We start from the raw sequence: 17,860 nt of genomic DNA on the forward strand, positions 1-17,860 counted from the left end.
CATATATATAAATAGAATAAATTAAATATTTACAGAAAATCTAAACCTATCTAGGGGTAGTTTTATTTGAATTTCAAGAAAAGAGGTGTTTTTGATGAAGTTATCACCAGTTGAACAGGAAAAGTTACTACTTCACGTAGCAGGCGAGCTTGCTATTAAACGAAAAGAACGCGGGGTTAAGTTAAATTACCCAGAAGCTATGGCGTATCTTAGCCACTATATCATGGAGGGTGCACGAGACGGGAAGTCGGTTGCACAACTAATGAGCGATGGTAAACAAATATTGACAGTTGATGATGTTATGGAAGGAGTAGCGGATATGATTAGCGATGTACAAATTGAATGTACATTCCCGGATGGAACAAAGCTGGTCACTATCCACAACCCAATTCAATAAGAGGAGGAAATACACATGATCCCAGGAGAAATCAGGCCTGCTGAAGGAACTATTGAAATTAACGCTGGACGCCCTACGAAAGCAGTTCGTGTCGCAAATACAGGCGACAGACCGATTCAAGTTGGCTCCCATTTCCACTTTATCGAAGTGAATAAAAATCTAGAATTTGACCGCGAACAAGCAGTTGGCATGCATTTAAATATTCCATCAGGTACGGCGGTTCGATTCGAACCAGGTGAAGAAAAAGAAGTTGAGTTAACTGAATTTGGCGGAAAACGTCATGTTTTCGGATTGAACAAGTTAACCGAAGGCTCCACGCATAATGTAGATGAAATTGTAGAGAAAGCATCTGAAGGTGGCTATAAAGGAGCGGAAGGCAAATGAAAGTAACACACGATCAATATGCAAAAATGTTTGGTCCGACGGTCGGCGATAAAGTACGACTTGCGGATACGGATTTATGGATAGAAATCGAAAAAGACTACACGAAATACGGGGACGAAGGTGTATTCGGCGGCGGAAAGTCACTCCGCGTTTCAATGGGACAAGATGGTAAATCATTACGCGATGAAGGTGTTTTGGATACAGTCATTACAAACGTCATGATTGTTGATTACACCGGGATTGTGAAAGCGGATATCGGTATTAAAGACGGCCGCATTGCCGGAATTGGTAAAGCCGGAAACCCGAATACAATGGATGGTGTCGATCAAGGAATGATCATTGGGGTTGGGACTGAAGTTTATGCGGGAGAAGGCTTAATCGCGACAGCGGGGGCGATTGATACACATATTCACTTTATCAGCCCGCAGCAAGTCGAGACTGCACTGAATGCAGGCACAACGACATTCATTGGCGGGGGGACAGGTCCAGCGGCAGGGTCAAAAGCTACAAGTATTACACCTGGTGAGTGGCATCTGCATCGCATGCTCCAAGCCGTTGAAGATTTACCGGTGAACGTCGGACTTCTCGGGAAAGGTAGTGCCTCATCTCCAGAACCATTAGTGGAACAAGTTCGTGCGGGTGCGATCGGCATGAAAATTCACGAAGACTGGGGCGCGACTCCTGCGGCACTCGATCAAAGTTTGAGTGTCGCAGATGAGTATGACATACAAGTAGCGCTACATTCCGACACGCTTAATGAAGCTGGATTTGTAGAAGAAACAATCAATGCTATTAACGGACGCGTAATTCACGTCTTCCATACGGAAGGGGCAGGCGGCGGACATGCACCGGATCAGCTGAAAATGGCATCGTATCCGAATGTGCTGCCAGCATCGACTAACCCGACGAAACCATTTACAACAAATACGATTGACGAGCATTTAGATATGCTTATGGTTTGTCACCATTTGAAACATGACGTACCAGAAGACGTAGCATTTGCTGATTCTCGTATTCGTCCTGAAACGATTGCAGCTGAAGATATTATGCAAGACATGGGTATCCTCAGTATTATGTCATCCGATTCACAGGCAATGGGCCGTGTTGGTGAAGTAGCAATTCGAACGTGGCAAACTGCGAATAAAATGAAAATGCAACGTGGACCCCTTCCGCAAGATGAAGGAAAAGATAACGATAACTACCGCGTGAAGCGCTATATTGCAAAGTTAAATATTAACCCGGCCATCGCATCAGGCATCGGTCATGAAGTTGGTTCCCTCGAAGAAGGAAAGCTTGCTGATATTGTTCTATGGGACCCGGCATTTTTCGGCGTGAAAGCAGAAGTCGTCATTAAAGGCGGGATTGCCGTTTATGCAATGACAGGAGATCCGAACGCTTCGATTCCAACGCCGCAACCGATGATGGGACGTCGCATGTACGGTTTCCATGGTAAAGGACCTCAAAATGCTGCGATGACTTTCCTTCCGAAAATTGCTATTGAAGAAGGACTTCCTGAAAAGCTTGGTTTGAAACGAATGATTGGTACGGTGAAAAACTGCCGTAACATTACAAAAGCAGACATGAAACATAATAGTGAAACACCGGATATAGACGTGAATCCAGAAACATATGAAGTAAAAATAGACGGTGAACTTGCTACGTGTGAACCTGTAGACGTTCTACCGATGGCACAGCGTTATTTCTTGTTTTGATTAAAAAATTTGTGACCTGCATCACGCAGGTCTTTTAAGGAGGGGTCCACTATGTTGATTGAAAGAGTGATTGGCAACGTTGGCAATGAAGAAGAGATTGCCGGCAAAAAGACAGAATGGATCGAGCTTGACTGGGAAGAGTTGAGCAAGCGCATTCTCCGCACGGAAACCGACCACGGGACAGACATTGCTTTAAGGCTAAACCAAGAAGAACCGCTTCAATACGGGGATATCCTGTATGAAGATGCAGAACGTCGTATTGCAATCCGAACGAAATTGGAGCCTGTCATTGTTATCAGTCCGAAAAATATGACTGAAATGGGGAAAGCCGCATTTGAATTAGGCAACCGGCATACGCCGTCCTTAATCGATGACAACGAAATTGTCGTGCGCGCGGATCATACATTGAATACATTATTAGATGAAGTGGGTGTTGCGTATGAAAAGACAGAAAGACGATTTAAACAACCATTCAAATACCGTGGCCACTCCCACTGATTCTGCGCTATTACAGCTTTTTCAAATACATGATTCAGCATTTCCGATTGGCTCTTACACGCAATCATATGGAATGGAAACATACATCCAAGAAGATAAGATTCGGACAAAAGACGATTTGATCGAGTTTTGTACGTCCTTCTTGTTCAATAATTTAGTGCGGAGCGATGCGATTCTTATTCAAGAAGCATATGCTGCCGCTTTGAAGCAGGATGTGGACAAGCTGTTGGAGTTAGAGCAGTTATGCGGTGCAATGAAGCTAGCAAAAGAATCGCGCGATGCAAGTGTGAATCTCGGCAGGCAGTTCATTCGAACGGTTTCTCCTTTGGGAACTGATGAATTTCTAGCCGAATGGAAAGAACGCATCGATGCGAATTCCATCAAGGGGCATTACGCTGTTTTGTATGGCATCTATAGCGCAACGACAGGCGTCAGCATGCATCATGCCGTTATGATGTACTTATATGCTTCTTTGAGCGGGCTTGTTCAAAATGCGGTTCGTGCCGTTCCATTCGGCCAAAACACGGGGGTTCAAGCGATAAATGAATTGATTCACCCCGTAAAAGAAGCCGCGGATTTAGTTTCTACTTTGACGATTGAGAATATCAGTAACAATGCGCTCGGAATCGAACTCGCTTCGATGAGACATGAGTATTTATTCTCGAGATTATTTATTTCTTAAATAAAGGAGTTTTTTTCTATGAAACCAGTACGTATTGGGATCGGCGGACCGGTTGGTTCGGGTAAAACATCACTCGTTGACCAACTGACTCGCGCGATGCACAAAGATTATAATATAGGTGTTATTACGAATGATATTTATACACGAGAAGACGCGCAGTTTTTGATGAAAAATGGTGTTCTTGGAGAAGACCGTATTATTGGCGTTGAAACTGGCGGATGTCCGCATACGGCAATCCGTGAAGATGCATCGATGAACTTCGCTGCAATCGATGAAATGAAAGACCGATTTGAAGATCTTGACATTATTTTTGTTGAAAGCGGCGGGGATAATCTATCCGCTACGTTTAGCCCAGAGCTTGTCGATGGGTATATTTATGTCATTGACGTTGCAGAAGGACAAGATATTCCGCGAAAAGGCGGCCCGGCATTGACGCGTTCCGATCTCTTATTAATCAATAAAACCGAGCTTGCTCCGCATGTTGGCGTTGATCTTGACTTGATGGACAGCGATGCGAAAAAAATGCGCGGAGGTCGTCCATATATTTTCGCAGACGTGAGAACTCAAAAGAACGTCGATAAAATTGTAGAGTGGATTCAGCATCATATGCTCTTGGAAGGAGCAAAACCTGTTGGTGAAAATGGTTAACCCGCCACGCAGGCATCATAACGGAAAACTGGACTTGGAATTCGAACTGCGAAGGGGCATTACGCGGATGCCTCACGTTTTCCAACAACCTCCGTTAAAAGCCAGCCGTGAGTTGTACGAAGGGAAAGACCCGACTGCGACTGTTTATATTATGGAATCTTCAGGCGGCATGGTTGCGGGCGATCGTAACGATATTACGATAAAGCTTGCACCCGACACCCGGGTTCGATTAGTCCAACAGTCGGCGATGAAAATTTACCCTTCACACACAGGTGAAACATGTTTTTATAAATTAGATGTTGATATCGCGGAACGAGCTCGTCTCGAATGGATGCCGGAAGTCATTATTCCGTTCGTCGATGCGAAGTTTCAAGTGGACACGACGCTTCGCGTGGCGGCTGATTCTACGGTGTTATGGGGCGAAATTATTGCGCCTGGACGAGAGAAACGCGGCGAGATTTTTGATTATGAATCGTTTCGGTCAAATTTCAAGATATTTGTCGAAGGTGATTTAATCGCATTCGATTCACTCCATTTTTCACCTCGTCAATTGGAACTCGGCGGCGTCGGTGTCCTGGAAGGCGCGATGTACATCGGATCTGTGTGGCTCGTGTCGCCAAATATCGATGATGTTGACATTCGTGCGGTACAGGAGACACTGCGTGTGGAAGAAGGATTGCAGGCGAGCATGACGCGACTGGAAGGAAATGCGATTCATTGCAGATGGCTCGGTCGGGATCAATGGGCGTTGCAAGAAGACATGAAACGAATATATGCGCTGTTGGCGAAAATGGTTTAAAGGCAGACCTCGATTGGGTGGGGTTCTGCCTTTTATTTTTTTGAGATGTTGGTATTGGTCGTTTGGGAGTGCTGTTTAGTCGTTTCGGGTTGGGTATTGGTCGTTTGCGTTGCGCTTTAGTCGTTTTGGAGTGGGTATTAGTCGTTTGCATGTGTGCTTTGGTCGTTTCGACAAAGTTTGCCGCTTCTATTGATGGAAAAGTTGTTCAACAATCCGCATAACGGGTATATTGAAATGAAACAGTTAAGAAAAGGAAATGATAAAATGTCCGAAACAAGATCAATGAGCCAATCTCGCACCATTCAAACTAAATTAGTGTTACCGCCTGATACGAATCATTTGCAAACGATATTCGGCGGGAAAGTGCTCGCCTACATCGATGAAATTGCGGCGATTACCGCGATGAAGCATTCCAATACGGCTGTCGTCACGGCCTCAATCGACCGGGTCGACTTCGTATCATCCGCCTATGTAGGTGATGTTTTGGAGTTGGAAGCGGTTGTCAGTTCAACGGGACGCACCTCCATGGAAGTACATGTGCTAGTGCACTCGACGAATCTATTGACTGGCGTGAAGAAATTAACGACGGAATCCTTTTTGACGATGGTCGCGATGGACGAGAACAAAAAACCAACCCCTGTTCCGGGTATCAAACCGGAAACAGAAGCTGAAAAAGCGTTGTATGACATGGGACCCGCAAGAAGAGAACACCGGAAAGAACGAATTAAGACGAACCATTATTAGAACGCAAAAAGTCCGCGGAGCATCGCGGACTTTTTCATTTATACTTATTCGGATCAGCCAACTTACTTAAAAATTCCGTGAAAGATTCCGCGATAACATGAAAGTTATTCCCGTCTCCATCATCCGGTTCAACATACACCACATTTGGAGTATCTCGTCCTTCATAGTTAAAACCTGCCCATGCATGGCCACTACCCGCGAATAAAACAAGATTCCTCGGTAAATCCCACTCTTGTGCCAAATACTCACTTAGTAAAATTCCTTCTTCATGGACGCCCATGATTTCTACTACTTCAATAAATACATCGCCGCTTTCAATATTGAAATCAACGGGAAATGCTCGTTTATCATAGTTTACATAACCGCCATTTGATTTCTTCATTAATTCAAGAAAATCATTGGGCAATAAAACACTTAATTTTGCTTGCGCAGCTACTATCTCTTCGTCCGTTACGCCTTTGTTGATAGAGCCTTGATCAAATATACAAACCACTTAACTCTTCTCCTTTACTTTACGAAAAATGGTACGGCTACGGTTATTTCATAGAAGGATTCACCTTGAGATAAAAATGTTTTGACAAGTCTATAATCTCCTGGAAAAAGGGTCACCCCAAGTTCTTCGACGGAAAAAGATTGGAAAGCTTCATCTCCTGCCAATAAAGTGCTTCCGAAATCTTTGAACCGCGGATTTTGAATAAAAACGGCATCCGAGTACGTAATAATGAACCACTGCCCGTCTTTCTCGACTTCAATATGGTAGAAGCCTCCATAGCTATAATTGTCTTGGCTTTCATTTTGAATATAAGTAGAAATGATTGATGGTGAACCAGTAAATGTATCTTCGAGAAGCGTTAAGGATAATCCTTCTTCAGATGAATGTATTTCTTGATCTGGAACGGGGTCTGGCAATGTATTGACTACAGTTTCATTTCCGCAAGTCGATAAAATGAGCATAATAGAGATTAAAATACGTTTCATACAATCACCTCTATTTTAAGAATAGGTGATATTTTGCTTGGGCGCCTTGATTCGCATCAAGAATGTTGAAACTTTATTCAGACAAATCCGTATAGAATAAAAAGGAGGCGGTGTCGATGAGAGGAGATATTCACGAGCGGCAGTTGGAGTTGACAATGAGACGGACGGAACGAAATCGGGTGAAGCGGCGACTGGAAGGGGCAGAGATGGGGGTGAAAGAAGCGCGAATCGCGCGCGATCGTTTTCATAAGCAATTAACGAAAGAACAACAGGACGTCGCGAAACTTGGACGATTTTCATTCGCGAATAAAATAAATGAGTGGACCGGCAAATGGAATGAAAAAATGGAAAAGGAAATTGCGGAAGCTGCAGAGGCGGAACTGAAATACAATGAAGCCGAAAAAAATCTTATTGACCTTGAAGCGGAAGCAAAGAGATTGCGGGCAGAAATGAAAAACCCTGACTTTGCCTACATCGATGAAGACTGGGCCGACTTTTTAAAGGAGAAAGAAACGTGGATTCGCCGATATGATTCCACGGCGAATAGCACGCTGCAAAAAATTGCTGATGAGCGCGTGACATTGCGTTCCATTTTGCGTGAGATTGATGAGGCGCGTGATGCTGGAGATAAAGCGAGCCGTTCACTTGGGGCGGCAATCGATAAGCTCGGCTCGGCAGAAGGAATGTCGGTCTGGGATACGTTTCTCGGCGGCGGGCTGATTGTCTCAGCGTTAAAGTACTCGGAAATCAACAGTTCAGACGACTATGTCCACGGCGCGCAGCGTGCCTTGCGTCATTTTGAAACGGAGTTAATGGACGTACAAAACGTCGCCACAGAGTCTTTTACCGTAAACAAAAATGATATCTTTACGTTTACGGACATTTTTTTCGACAATATCTTTTCGGATTGGGCCGTGCATTCACGAATTACGGATGCTAAAAGCAGATTAAATGACGTGTTAAGAGATGTGCGTCGTGTACAAGACGACCTTGCGAGAAAACGTGATGAAATTATTCATGGGTTAGAAAAACTCGATGTTCAAGAGCGTGAAATTATTGAAGCATGATTATTCAAACTCTAGAAATTCAATGCGATTGCCGAATGGGTCATGCGTGAAAAAACGGGATCGGCCTACGATGGGCGGTTCTTCGCTGATTGCATAGCCAAACTCTTCTAATCGCTCTTTAAGTTGTTGAAGCGCATTCACGGTAAATCCTGGATGGGCTTTTTTCGCTGGAGTGAAATCTGGTTGGATGCCGATATGGACTTCTTGCGTACCGATTTGGAACCAACACCCGCCGCGTCCTTGCAAGTTTTCCGGTTTTGGAATTTCTTTCATGCCAAGGATTTCGCCGTAAAATGCCCGCGCTTTATCTTCAGAGCCTTTTGGTGCAGCAATTTGGATATGGTCAATGCCAGTTAAGAATGTACTCATTATGTTTCTCCTCCTTATATCTTTAGTATACAGTTAGATTCTTGAAAACCCTATGACCATTTTTGGAATTCACCTGATAAGAAACCCTTATGGACTTAGTTTGAAACAATCGTATTTCCTAATCAGGTGAGTGGACGTATACTAAGGGTAAGGTGGTGAATGGTTTGGATTATGTACTATTGTATTTTATCGGCATGGCGGCAATGACACTTGGAACGCTTGCGGGCGGGGGTGGTCTTATTACAGTGCCGGCTATGTTGTTGATGGGCATTCCGATTCATTCCGTCATCGGGGCAGGGAAAATGTCTACAACAGTAAGCTCGTTTTCGACATTTATAACGGTATTGTTAAAAAAGCAGATAACCTTGAAAGAATCCTTTTGGATTATTCCCATGTCGCTCGCGGGTGGATTCACGGGCGGATTTGTCGCAACACGGTTGACGGAAAGCACGATGTATACCGTTGCTGTTGTGCTTTTAATTTTCGCATTCTTAACTTCATTCTTTTCAAAAGCCGACTTCACGGGCGAGGAAGATCTTCGACCGACAAAAGTAGGCGTTCCTGGACTTTTTGGCATCGGCTTGTACGATGGAATGTTTGGACCGGGGCAAGGAACGCTTCTGCTTTATTTGTTCGGTCATCTTCGAATTGCGTACCTCCGAGCAATCGGATTCGTTCGACTCGCCACGTTTTCCAGCGGTTTCGGAGCGGCAATCAGTTATATCGCCATGGGAAAAATCATTTGGCCAATCGCCTTCGCGCTCATGGCTGGATCATTGTCGGGTGCACAAATCGGTGTCCGTCTTGCAGAAAAGTTAAACCCGCGCCACGTTAAAATCCTCCTGCGCTGCGTTACCGTAGTGCTCATTATCCAACTTATTATTAATCGATTTATTTAGATGAAACACCTCTTTTACTCGTTGGAAGAGGTGTTTTTGTGTGGGGAATTATAGGGTGTAAAGTCACGATTTGCAAGCAAATTTTGTTTAGGGCAAGCAAAGTAAGCCGAAGTGCAAGGAAATCAATCTAAAGTGCAAGCAAACCCTCCCGGAGTGCAAGCAAAATCAGGTAATTATAAAAACTAATAATTCTTTAGAATAAACACTTTACTTCTAACGTACATATAGTGTACTATGTAACTAATACACCAATACAGGGGTGAGATGAATATATGAAACAGTGGAATGGGTTAATGAGAAAAGAGTGGCTTGCGATGAAAGGATGGTTTTACGGCTCGCTAATAATGCTATTAATCGCTATTCTTTTCCTCTTACTTGCCAGTTCTGAAGAGTTAAGTGTAAGGGAGTTATTGTCGATTTTTAGTACGCTTTGGATAGTTTTTAGTGTGGTTTTACCGACAATGATTTTACTTGTCTCACTGAATAAGGAAATGCATCGGCCGGATATATGGCTACATTCAACAGCACCGACAGTTAAACTTTTCGGCGTTAAAATGGTATTTGCTTCAATAATCGGGTTCGTGAATATATTGTTTCCATTTATTATTTTTCTCATCGTATCAAAGTTTTCAGCGGTAATTGTTATTATGTCCTTTTTGTTAGCAATTTTTAGCATGTGCATCGGTTTATTCCTCGGGGTGCTTTATCAATTATTAAAACCAGTTGTAAAAGGGTTTTCAGGACCGATCGTTGTTATGATCTTTTTGTTTTTATCTTGGTTGCAAGCCAGATTAGCAGAATCGGCGATCTATACTAAAATTACTTATTTTGGACGGTTAAATCAGGAAGTTGCTTACGATATTCAAAAAGAGAGTTTCTCATTTGAATTTGCAAGTATGGAAATCCATACCGGCGAATTAATAATCGATACTACGTTAGCAGTTTTATTCTTCATAGCCGCAACTACATTGTTTGACAAGAAAGTGAGGCTTTAATATACAGGCGCATATCCGATTGATTACAGGTAGAAGGGAGGAGTTTTAGTGCAACAGTGGAACGGTTTGTTGAGGAAAGAGTGGGCGGTGATGGGCGCTGCGCTCTATATAACGATAGGCGCATCGATTATATTTACACTTCTAATCCCATTAAGCAATCAACTCTTTAATTGGGGAATAGAATTTCCAGTAATTATGCTTGGCGTAAGCATTCAATGGATGATGTTGGGCGCAGGCATTCCTACAGTTATTTTCTTAATATCATTCACAAAAGAAATGAATCGGCTAGATATATGGTTGCACTCGACAGGTTCTATTTATAAGTTGTTTGGTTCAAAAATGGCGTTTGCTGGGTTGGTTGGCGCCATAAACACGTTTATTGTACTTATCATAAATGCATTCGGGTTAATCGTGTCGGGAATTTCATTTGGCCCTACATTTACAGCGATTGTCTTGTTATTTACAATGCTTTACTTGTTATCGCTGCTAATTTTGTGTGCAGCTTCATTCGTAGGTGTTCTTTATCAGTTACTCAATTCATATGCCAAAAGGATGATTGCGCCGACATTATTATTGCTGTACTTTTTCTCGATGTGGATCATTGAAAAAGCTGCAGCAATGGATTTTATTGAAAAGATTAAAGGTTTTGGCCCAATAAGAGGACCAAGTGAAGGCGTTTATCATTTCGGGGAAGAGAATTTCTTTACGGAAATAGATGCACTGGTATTTTATATGGGGGATATTTTCTTGGGTCTGTTGGCAGGTATTCTTTTTTTCATGACGGCAGCCGCTTTATTCGAAAAGAAAGTGAGGCTTTAATATGGACATGAAACGGTTGAAAGGGTTAATGAGAAAAGAGTGGATTCTGCACAGATGGGGAATTCTCGGTCCGGTTTTTTTGAACATTGCGGTTGTGATGGCCGTGCCTCCGCTGATTAACCGTGCGTTTGATTTACCTTTAAATTCGTTTGAAAACTCGCTTATCATAGCTGGTACTTGGTTTGTGTTTACGATGTTTATGGGCGTAGCTTTTTTATTTACAAGCCTTGAGAAGGAATTGAAACAACCGGATATTTGGTTGCATTCGCCTGCGCCGATGTGGCAACTTGTCGGCATTAAAGCGATCTTTGCGGTAGCGGTGACGGCATTAATTCTCGTATTGAATGGGGTTCTACTATGTATTTCGTTCATCATGTCAGATGCGTACGGAACCATATCGAGGGTTGACGGCGCGCTTTCACTAGTCAGCGTCATGATATCAATATTTTTGAAGTCGATTTATATCATGGGCTTCGGTTTTATGTTCTGGTCGATTTATCAAATAGGACGTTCCAGATCAAGAGGTTTGTCAGTTATTTTTACAACACTACTTATTTTTGCGGGAATATCTACGGGATCTGTTATCGCAGAGTTGTTTAGATCATTGCAATTTCTAACGACAATCAAAGAATTTGGATCAGTTAAATTAACAGGCTTAGCTTTTTATAACGAACAAAACAGTCATTTTTTCACGGAAACTGTACCAGAGGGAGTCGTCTTCTCGGTTGGGGGACTCATCCTATACGGAGCTTTAACGCTTATATTTTTCGCGGCGGGTGCCAAGTTGTTTGAGAGGAAAGTGAGGTTATGACGATGGATTTTCTTCCAGATAAACCAATCTACCAGCAACTGATTGACCGGATTATCGGCGATATTATTCGGGGGTCATTGATGCCTGGCGAGAAATTGCCATCTGTCCGGGATTATGCGGTTCAAGCTGGTGTGAATGCAAATACGATGCAACGCGTCTATAAGGAGCTGGAGCAAATGGAGATTACCGAAACGAAGAGGGGGCAGGGTTCTTTCGTGACGGAAGATATCCGGAAAATTTCTAGGCTCCGTGACGAAATGAAAGAACAACTTATCGCGTCATTCATTCAAAATAGTAACGCGCTTGGTTTTACGACGGCGGAAATGGTGGACTATTTAACGAAACGGGGTGCAAAGAATGATTGAGTTGAAACAGGTTTCGAAAAAGTACGGAAGGCGAAAAGCGCTTCATGAAATCGATTTGATTATCCCGCAGGGGAAGATTATCGGGTTGGTCGGGGAAAACGGCAGTGGCAAAACGACGATGCTTAAATTGACGGCTGGTTTATTGACACCGGATAGTGGAAAAGCGTTATATGGGGGCGCGTCCATTACGCGAAAAATTGCTTCTGAAATCGCTTATATGCCGGATACGGATCTTTTCTATCCATATTTTACAGTCGAGCAGCTTTTCGAATTTTATGATTCGCAGTTTGAGGATTTTGATTTGATAAAAGCAGAGGAAATTGCTCAGTTTTTGAGAGTGGGCCTTGATTCGAAAATGAAGGATTTATCAAAAGGGAATCGCGGTCGGGTTAAAATCGCAGTCACGCTTGGTCGAGAAGCGAGCTATTATTTGTTGGATGAACCCTTCTCCGGACTGGATCCAATGGTGCGTGATGATATTGCGAAAATTCTTATCCGTTTTACCGATACACAGCGACAAACGATTTTTATGTCGACGCATGAATTAAAAGAAGTGGAACCTTTGCTCGATGAAATCGTAGTACTTAGAGAAGGGCAAATGATCGCGCACGAGGCGGTCGATGAAATTCGTGACAAACACGGAAAAGATGCCACCAGTTGGATGGTGTCTTTGTTTAGAAAGGGGTCATAATGTGGGAGTAAAACCGGTAGTAGAATTGAAGAATCTATCGAAAACGATCGGGAAGAAAAAAATCATCGATAATTTGAATTTGTCGTTGTATCCGGGGCAGATTACAGGATTTCTCGGACCGAATGGGGCTGGAAAAACAACGACGATTCGGATGATGGTTGGATTAATGAGACCATCAGAAGGTGATGTATTAATCGAAGGGAAATCATTAAAAGATGATTTTGAAGGCAGCATTTCAAAGGTCGGCGTTATTGTCGAGAATCCTGAGATGTATAAGTTCATGTCGGGTTATAAAAACTTGCTTCACTTCGCGAGAATGCATGACGGGGTGACGAAAGCGCGAATCGACGAGGTCATAGCGCAAGTTGGCATGCAAAATCGAATTCATGAGAAAGTGTCGACGTATTCGCTCGGAATGCGGCAGCGTCTTGGACTCGCGCAAGCTCTTTTACACCGACCGAAATTTTTGATCCTCGATGAACCGACTAACGGGCTAGATCCGGCAGGGATTCGCGAGTTCCGGATGTATTTGAGAAGCATTGCCGAAAATGAAGGAGTTTCGGTATTTGTATCGAGTCATATGTTGTCTGAAATCGAATTGATGTGCGACCGGATTGCGATTATCCAAAATGGGAAGCTAATCGATGTCGAGGAGACGGCAGATACTGAGAAATCACATTATTATATTGAAGCTTTACCTGCATCTGCGGTCGAAAACATCTTAGTAGCAGAAGGATTCGAGGTTGAATTATTTAATGATGGGTTTATTATTGAAGCGGAAAAAGAACAAATTCCTGGGCTCATTAAAAAGCTTGCGACGGAAGGGATTCTGTTGTTCGCGGTTAATCCGCATCGTAAAACACTTGAAGATCAATTCTTAGAAATCACAGGAGGTGGCCAAATTGCTGAAGCTCATACAAAATGAATGGATGAAATTAATGTCTAAAAAGGCGACTTGGATTATGGCCATACTCCTTGTTGTTGCAATCGTCGGTTTTACAGGACTCTCAAAACTGTCTGAACGATTTACTGACACAACATGGCTTGAGGACATGGAAGCGGATGTTGTTCAAATGGAAGAGCAGCTTGCATCACCAGATTTAACTGATGATGAAAGAGCTGATTTAGAGGCACAGAAGCAGGGTTTAGAAGAGACAATCGCTACGAATGAAGAATGGAATCAACCTGGAAGCCGTGAAAGCATCATTGTGAATGCATTTGGCATAATGTTGCTCGTTACCTTATTCACGATTATTGCTTCAGCTGGTATCGTGGCGTCAGAATTTTCACAAGGGACGATTAAGATGCTGTTATCAAGACCGGTAAAACGGTGGAAGATACTAACCTCTAAATACGTAACGATTTTATTGTTCGGGTTGGCATTAACCGTGCTCACGTATGTATTTACCATTATCAGCGCATTTATCTTTTTCCCGGCAGCGGAAGGAAATTCAATTATCTGGAGCGGCTCTGATTTGGCGGTTACAGCGGTGTGGGCCAAGTCAGCGTACATGATGTTCTTATCACTGATGAATGTATTCATGATTTCAACGTTTGCGTTCATGGTTGGATCAGTTTTCCGCTCTACATCATTGGCGGTTGGTTTATCGATTTTCTTTTTTTTCACAGGCTCGATGATTGTTCTTTTCCTGGAGAAGTTTGAGATTGCTAAATATATCTTCTTTGCGCATGATTTAACGCAATACGAGATCGGCTTTAAAATGTTGGAAAGCAATACGATGGCGCTTTCGGTAGCGGTTCTTAGCGTTTACGCTGTTTTGTTCATGGTAGTTAGTTATTTAACCTTTATTAAACGTGATGTTACTGCTTAAAAAGCAAAAAGCCCTTCTGCAAATGAACTGCAGAGGGCTTTTTATATTTGGAGCTAATTAGTTATCACTGCTGAATGTACGTACCAGGCCTGCGATTGTACCGATGCTGACGAATGCGAATAGTGTAAACATAATGTATAAGAACCACATGAAGCATTTCACTCCTTTTTCGATAAACCTATTTCATCTAGTATATCATTACTTGCCGCGGCGGGCAATCGGGGGATGTGACGGAAATGTTGCTGGGTGGATAGTCCTGATTCGAGAATATATGTGTGTAATATGCGGATATCTGGTTTTATGTGAGGTATATCCGAAGTTATGTGACGGATAAATGTGCTGAATAGGCGGATATCACGACTTGGAAGTTTCAGATATAAAGTTTTATGCAAGGTTTATGCGCGTTTATGTGAAGGATATATGCATAAAAACTGCTGATATATTAATTTTCAAGCCAGTTTCCCTATGAAAAATTGATTTTCATAGAGAAAAACCATTCAAGATTAAATTTTCAGACAATGTGTATCAAAAGAATATTACTCGTGGTACGCTCTGAATGGGGGTGGTATTGATTGATTATAAAAAAGAATGAAGTTCCATTAAAATTGAGAGGACTTGAAGCGTTAAATTCGCGGTTATCTCATTCATATAAAAAACAAAGCGGGATTGCTGAAGAGCTTCGAATAGTTCGAGCTGGAGTAAACGGTGAAAGGATTTTGACTAATATTTTTTTGAAGTATTCGTTTCTCGATCGTCATTACATATTCCATGATTTAAATTTGCAGTCAACAGGGCTTTTTCAATTGGATACACTATTTTTATCGCACCAAGGAGCTGTCATTTTTGAAATGAAAAATATTGCGGGTGACATTAAATTTCTGCATGAAAGCAGGCAGTTGATGCGTAAATTGGAAAATGGACAAGTTGATGTTTTTGAATGTCCTTCTGTACAACTCGAGAGAAATAAGTTTTTATTGGAGGATTGGTTTCATTCGAATGATTTAAAAGGATTCCCAATACACGGTGTAGCGGTCTTTCCTAGTCCCAGGCAACGTTTTGAGAACATTCCAGAAAACTTAACGCTTCTTTTTCCACTCGAAATTCCGGTTTATATAAGGAAGTTAATGAAATCTCCACCCATCATAGACACTCAAGCACTTGATTTAATAGCAAATAAACTTGTTGCGTCCCACCGTGAATTTAATCCTTTCCCTATTTGTAAAAAATATAAAATTGATAGTGAAGAAATTATGACCGGGGTTCGATGTGATCAATGTGGGTTACATGAAATGATTTCAACAACGAGGGGATGGATTTGTAAATCCTGCAAACATTTTAGTAGGGATGCGCATAAACAGGCGGTACTTGATTACTTTATGTTATTTGGAAACTCGTTGACGAATAAGAAATGCAGGGAGTTTCTTCATCTTTCATCGATAGATAAAACAACTCGCTTGATGAAGCAAATGAATTTGCCGTTCCATGGGGAAAAGAAAGGTAGGAAATACACTTTATCGTTAAAAGAATTGGAGAAACAACTTCTTTATTTGAAAAAGGAGTAGGTCTTAGGGCGTGATTTGAGAATATAAGGTTGAAAGGTTCGAATATAAGTTTGAAATGTGCGGATATCACGTATGTTTCATCGAATATCGAGCTCAAAACGTCGGATATCCTCTCCCAAACTACGGATATCCACCATCCACACTAAAAATAAAAGAATCTAACAATACAAAACAATCGAACATCCGTTATAATTAAGTCTAGGGGGGAACAAAACTATGATTAAACAATCAATCATCGAAAATGTAATCGAGGCCGCATTATCAACGGGCGGCGACTTTGCAGAGGTGTTTGTCGAGGATCGATATGCAAACACATTGGCACTCCAGGATAATAAAATTGAAAAAAGTATATCGGGACGCGATTTCGGTATCGGGATTCGAATTTTTTCTGGACTTCAAAACGTGTATACGTACACGACCGATTTTTCGGAAGAAGGATTAGTGAAAGCTGCTAAAAAGGCGGCGCTCGCGATAAAAGACGGGGGAAATGGCACGATTCATCCGCTACAAAAAGAAATCATCCAGCCGATCCACACAATCTCGCAACTACCGCAAACTGTGAAACATGCACAGAGGGCAGCAGTTATGAAAAAAGCGAATGATATTGCTAGAAATTATGATGAGCGCATTCGTCAAGTCGGCCTGCGCTATATTGATGAAGAACAAAACGTCCTCATCGCAAACTCCGAGGGGAAATTCGTGGAAGATACTCGGGTTCATAGCCGATTGGCGATTCAAGCCACCGCATCTGACGGTGTAGAATTGCAGACTGGTTTTTACGGACCGGGGGCGCATGCAGGTTTTGAATTTATTGAAAACCTGGACCTTGATCATTATGCAGGAGAGGCGGCTCGCATTGCGGTGACGATGCTAGAAGCCGATGAATGTCCGAGCGGAAAATTCCCGGTCATTATTGATAATGAATTCGGCGGGGTCATTTTCCATGAAGCTTGCGGTCATGGACTAGAAGCGACATCCGTTGCGAAAAACAACTCAGTCTTCGCAAATCGAATCGGTGAAAAAGTGGCGCCGGATATCGTGACGTATATCGATGACGGAACGCTGCCGAATGAATGGGGTTCGCTCAATATCGATGATGAAGGGGAAAAGACGCGAAAAAATATCCTGATTGAAGATGGAATTTTGAAAGGCTATTTGATTGATAAATTTAATGCGCGCCGAATGAATGCGGAAGCGACGGGTTCTTCGCGCCGCGAATCATACAGATTTAATCTGACATCGCGGATGACGAACACTTATATTGCACCGGGGAAATCAAAACCTGAAGATATCATCGCCTCTACGGAAAATGGAATCTACGCGAAATATATGGGCGGCGGCTCGGTGAATCCAGCAACGGGCGACTATAACTTTGCCGTTTCAGAAGCCTATCTCGTGAAAAACGGAAAAATCGACAGACCTGTCCGCGGCGCGACATTGATCGGGAATGGTGCAAAAACATTGCAACTCGTCGATATGGTCGGGAACAATCTTGCGCACGGTGCGGGAATGTGCGGGTCGATAAGCGGAAGTTTACCTGTAAACGTCGGTCAGCCGATGATTCGAGTCAGTGAAATAACTGTCGGCGGGACAAAGGGGGAATAACGA

General features: G+C 42.7%; 23 protein-coding genes. 20 read left to right on the forward strand and 3 right to left on the reverse strand.

What is annotated here, in order from left to right; genetic code table 11:
• The first annotated feature begins 94 nt into the window (after window positions 1-94).
• The 9 genes from ureA (at window position 95) to G8782_RS07530 (ending at window position 5,864) form a co-directional block, all read left to right on the forward strand.
• The gene (ureA, locus tag G8782_RS07490; protein ID WP_172370334.1) at window positions 95-397 is read left to right on the forward strand and encodes an urease subunit gamma; all 303 of its coding nucleotides are present in this window, start codon (window positions 95-97) and stop codon (window positions 395-397) included.
• Window positions 398-412: 15 nt separating this feature from the next.
• Window positions 413-781 carry an urease subunit beta gene (locus G8782_RS07495; RefSeq protein WP_172370335.1) on the forward strand — a complete coding sequence of 123 codons (369 nt, stop codon included), beginning with the start codon at window positions 413-415 and terminating at the stop codon, window positions 779-781.
• Complete coding sequence (gene ureC, locus G8782_RS07500; RefSeq protein ID WP_172370336.1) at window positions 778-2,493, forward strand: urease subunit alpha; 1,716 nt, start codon at window positions 778-780, stop codon at window positions 2,491-2,493. The genes G8782_RS07495 and ureC overlap by 4 nt, the downstream gene beginning before the upstream one ends.
• Before the next feature lie 51 nt (window positions 2,494-2,544).
• Window positions 2,545-2,991 (forward strand): urease accessory protein UreE, encoded by a 447-nt coding sequence (locus G8782_RS07505; RefSeq protein ID WP_172370337.1) that lies wholly within the window; start codon window positions 2,545-2,547, stop codon window positions 2,989-2,991.
• Window positions 2,933-3,673, forward strand: a complete 741-nt coding sequence (locus G8782_RS07510; protein WP_246231608.1) for an urease accessory protein UreF — start codon at window positions 2,933-2,935, stop codon at window positions 3,671-3,673. The genes G8782_RS07505 and G8782_RS07510 overlap by 59 nt, the downstream gene beginning before the upstream one ends.
• 18 nt (window positions 3,674-3,691) lie before the next feature.
• Window positions 3,692-4,321, forward strand: a complete 630-nt coding sequence (gene ureG / locus G8782_RS07515; protein WP_172370338.1) for an urease accessory protein UreG — start codon at window positions 3,692-3,694, stop codon at window positions 4,319-4,321.
• The gene (locus G8782_RS07520; protein WP_172370738.1) at window positions 4,314-5,120 is read left to right on the forward strand and encodes an urease accessory protein UreD; all 807 of its coding nucleotides are present in this window, start codon (window positions 4,314-4,316) and stop codon (window positions 5,118-5,120) included. The genes ureG and G8782_RS07520 overlap by 8 nt, the downstream gene beginning before the upstream one ends.
• Before the next feature lie 68 nt (window positions 5,121-5,188).
• On the forward strand, window positions 5,189-5,341 hold the full coding sequence (locus tag G8782_RS07525) for a hypothetical protein (protein WP_172370339.1): 153 nt from the start codon (window positions 5,189-5,191) through the stop codon (window positions 5,339-5,341).
• 43 nt (window positions 5,342-5,384) lie between these two features.
• Window positions 5,385-5,864, forward strand: coding sequence for an acyl-CoA thioesterase (locus G8782_RS07530; protein ID WP_172370739.1), 480 nt, complete (start codon window positions 5,385-5,387; stop codon window positions 5,862-5,864).
• A 34-nt stretch (window positions 5,865-5,898) separates the two neighbouring features.
• Here G8782_RS07530 and G8782_RS07535 read toward each other — a convergent pair whose 3' ends face one another.
• Window positions 5,899-6,357, reverse strand: coding sequence for an SMI1/KNR4 family protein (locus tag G8782_RS07535; protein WP_172370340.1), 459 nt, complete (start codon window positions 6,355-6,357; stop codon window positions 5,899-5,901).
• A gap of 14 nt (window positions 6,358-6,371) precedes the next feature.
• The gene (locus tag G8782_RS07540) at window positions 6,372-6,842 is read right to left on the reverse strand and encodes an immunoglobulin-like domain-containing protein (protein ID WP_172370341.1); all 471 of its coding nucleotides are present in this window, start codon (window positions 6,840-6,842) and stop codon (window positions 6,372-6,374) included.
• Between the two features lie 116 nt (window positions 6,843-6,958).
• Between G8782_RS07540 and G8782_RS07545 the strand changes: the two genes are divergently transcribed.
• The gene (locus G8782_RS07545; protein ID WP_172370342.1) at window positions 6,959-7,909 is read left to right on the forward strand and encodes a hypothetical protein; all 951 of its coding nucleotides are present in this window, start codon (window positions 6,959-6,961) and stop codon (window positions 7,907-7,909) included.
• Here the strand turns inward: G8782_RS07545 and G8782_RS07550 are convergent, their stop codons facing one another.
• Entirely contained in the window at window positions 7,910-8,278 is a 369-nt protein-coding gene (locus tag G8782_RS07550; protein ID WP_172370343.1) for a VOC family protein, read from the reverse strand. It abuts the gene before it with no gap.
• A gap of 164 nt (window positions 8,279-8,442) precedes the next feature.
• Between G8782_RS07550 and G8782_RS07555 the strand changes: the two genes are divergently transcribed.
• The 10 genes from G8782_RS07555 (at window position 8,443) to G8782_RS07600 (ending at window position 17,857) form a co-directional block, all read left to right on the forward strand.
• Complete coding sequence (locus G8782_RS07555; protein WP_172370344.1) at window positions 8,443-9,177, forward strand: sulfite exporter TauE/SafE family protein; 735 nt, start codon at window positions 8,443-8,445, stop codon at window positions 9,175-9,177.
• Window positions 9,178-9,449: 272 nt separating this feature from the next.
• Window positions 9,450-10,172, forward strand: a complete 723-nt coding sequence (locus tag G8782_RS07560) for a hypothetical protein (protein ID WP_172370345.1) — start codon at window positions 9,450-9,452, stop codon at window positions 10,170-10,172.
• A 48-nt stretch (window positions 10,173-10,220) separates the two neighbouring features.
• The gene (locus tag G8782_RS07565) at window positions 10,221-10,991 is read left to right on the forward strand and encodes a hypothetical protein (protein WP_172370346.1); all 771 of its coding nucleotides are present in this window, start codon (window positions 10,221-10,223) and stop codon (window positions 10,989-10,991) included.
• Window position 10,992: 1 nt separating this feature from the next.
• Window positions 10,993-11,802 carry a hypothetical protein gene (locus tag G8782_RS07570; RefSeq protein WP_172370347.1) on the forward strand — a complete coding sequence of 270 codons (810 nt, stop codon included), beginning with the start codon at window positions 10,993-10,995 and terminating at the stop codon, window positions 11,800-11,802.
• Window positions 11,799-12,167: a GntR family transcriptional regulator gene (locus G8782_RS07575; protein WP_172370348.1), complete on the forward strand. Its 369-nt coding sequence runs from the start codon at window positions 11,799-11,801 to the stop codon at window positions 12,165-12,167. The genes G8782_RS07570 and G8782_RS07575 overlap by 4 nt, the downstream gene beginning before the upstream one ends.
• Window positions 12,160-12,858, forward strand: a complete 699-nt coding sequence (locus G8782_RS07580) for an ABC transporter ATP-binding protein (protein ID WP_172370349.1) — start codon at window positions 12,160-12,162, stop codon at window positions 12,856-12,858. The genes G8782_RS07575 and G8782_RS07580 overlap by 8 nt, the downstream gene beginning before the upstream one ends.
• Window positions 12,815-13,783: an ABC transporter ATP-binding protein gene (locus G8782_RS07585; protein ID WP_172370740.1), complete on the forward strand. Its 969-nt coding sequence runs from the start codon at window positions 12,815-12,817 to the stop codon at window positions 13,781-13,783. The genes G8782_RS07580 and G8782_RS07585 overlap by 44 nt, the downstream gene beginning before the upstream one ends.
• Window positions 13,761-14,690: an ABC transporter permease gene (locus G8782_RS07590; protein WP_172370350.1), complete on the forward strand. Its 930-nt coding sequence runs from the start codon at window positions 13,761-13,763 to the stop codon at window positions 14,688-14,690. The genes G8782_RS07585 and G8782_RS07590 overlap by 23 nt, the downstream gene beginning before the upstream one ends.
• Window positions 14,691-15,262: 572 nt before the next feature.
• Entirely contained in the window at window positions 15,263-16,252 is a 990-nt protein-coding gene (locus G8782_RS07595; protein WP_172370351.1) for a nuclease-related domain-containing protein, read from the forward strand.
• Window positions 16,253-16,468: 216 nt separating this feature from the next.
• Window positions 16,469-17,857 carry a TldD/PmbA family protein gene (locus G8782_RS07600; RefSeq protein ID WP_172370352.1) on the forward strand — a complete coding sequence of 463 codons (1,389 nt, stop codon included), beginning with the start codon at window positions 16,469-16,471 and terminating at the stop codon, window positions 17,855-17,857.
• The last annotated feature ends 3 nt before the right edge of the window (window positions 17,858-17,860 follow it).

It is taken from the genome of Sporosarcina jiandibaonis (assembly GCF_013184495.1).
GTDB classification, from domain to species: Bacteria; Bacillota; Bacilli; order Bacillales_A; family Planococcaceae; genus Sporosarcina; species Sporosarcina jiandibaonis.

What these genes read in the sequence shown, in the direction of transcription:
- ureA (WP_172370334.1), top strand. Translation starts at nt 95, where the DNA reads ATGAAGTTATCACCAGTTGAACAGGAAAAGTTACTACTTCACGTAGCA.
- G8782_RS07495 (WP_172370335.1), top strand. Translation starts at nt 413, where the DNA reads ATGATCCCAGGAGAAATCAGGCCTGCTGAAGGAACTATTGAAATTAAC.
- ureC (WP_172370336.1), top strand. Translation starts at nt 778, where the DNA reads ATGAAAGTAACACACGATCAATATGCAAAAATGTTTGGTCCGACGGTC.
- G8782_RS07505 (WP_172370337.1), top strand. Translation starts at nt 2,545, where the DNA reads ATGTTGATTGAAAGAGTGATTGGCAACGTTGGCAATGAAGAAGAGATT.
- G8782_RS07510 (WP_246231608.1), top strand. Translation starts at nt 2,933, where the DNA reads ATGAAAAGACAGAAAGACGATTTAAACAACCATTCAAATACCGTGGCC.
- ureG (WP_172370338.1), top strand. Translation starts at nt 3,692, where the DNA reads ATGAAACCAGTACGTATTGGGATCGGCGGACCGGTTGGTTCGGGTAAA.
- G8782_RS07520 (WP_172370738.1), top strand. Translation starts at nt 4,314, where the DNA reads ATGGTTAACCCGCCACGCAGGCATCATAACGGAAAACTGGACTTGGAA.
- G8782_RS07530 (WP_172370739.1), top strand. Translation starts at nt 5,385, where the DNA reads ATGTCCGAAACAAGATCAATGAGCCAATCTCGCACCATTCAAACTAAA.
- G8782_RS07540 (WP_172370341.1), bottom strand. Translation starts at nt 6,842, where the DNA reads ATGAAACGTATTTTAATCTCTATTATGCTCATTTTATCGACTTGCGGA.
- G8782_RS07545 (WP_172370342.1), top strand. Translation starts at nt 6,959, where the DNA reads ATGAGAGGAGATATTCACGAGCGGCAGTTGGAGTTGACAATGAGACGG.
- G8782_RS07550 (WP_172370343.1), bottom strand. Translation starts at nt 8,278, where the DNA reads ATGAGTACATTCTTAACTGGCATTGACCATATCCAAATTGCTGCACCA.
- G8782_RS07560 (WP_172370345.1), top strand. Translation starts at nt 9,450, where the DNA reads ATGAAACAGTGGAATGGGTTAATGAGAAAAGAGTGGCTTGCGATGAAA.
- G8782_RS07570 (WP_172370347.1), top strand. Translation starts at nt 10,993, where the DNA reads ATGGACATGAAACGGTTGAAAGGGTTAATGAGAAAAGAGTGGATTCTG.
- G8782_RS07575 (WP_172370348.1), top strand. Translation starts at nt 11,799, where the DNA reads ATGACGATGGATTTTCTTCCAGATAAACCAATCTACCAGCAACTGATT.
- G8782_RS07580 (WP_172370349.1), top strand. Translation starts at nt 12,160, where the DNA reads ATGATTGAGTTGAAACAGGTTTCGAAAAAGTACGGAAGGCGAAAAGCG.
- G8782_RS07585 (WP_172370740.1), top strand. Translation starts at nt 12,815, where the DNA reads ATGCCACCAGTTGGATGGTGTCTTTGTTTAGAAAGGGGTCATAATGTG.
- G8782_RS07600 (WP_172370352.1), top strand. Translation starts at nt 16,469, where the DNA reads ATGATTAAACAATCAATCATCGAAAATGTAATCGAGGCCGCATTATCA.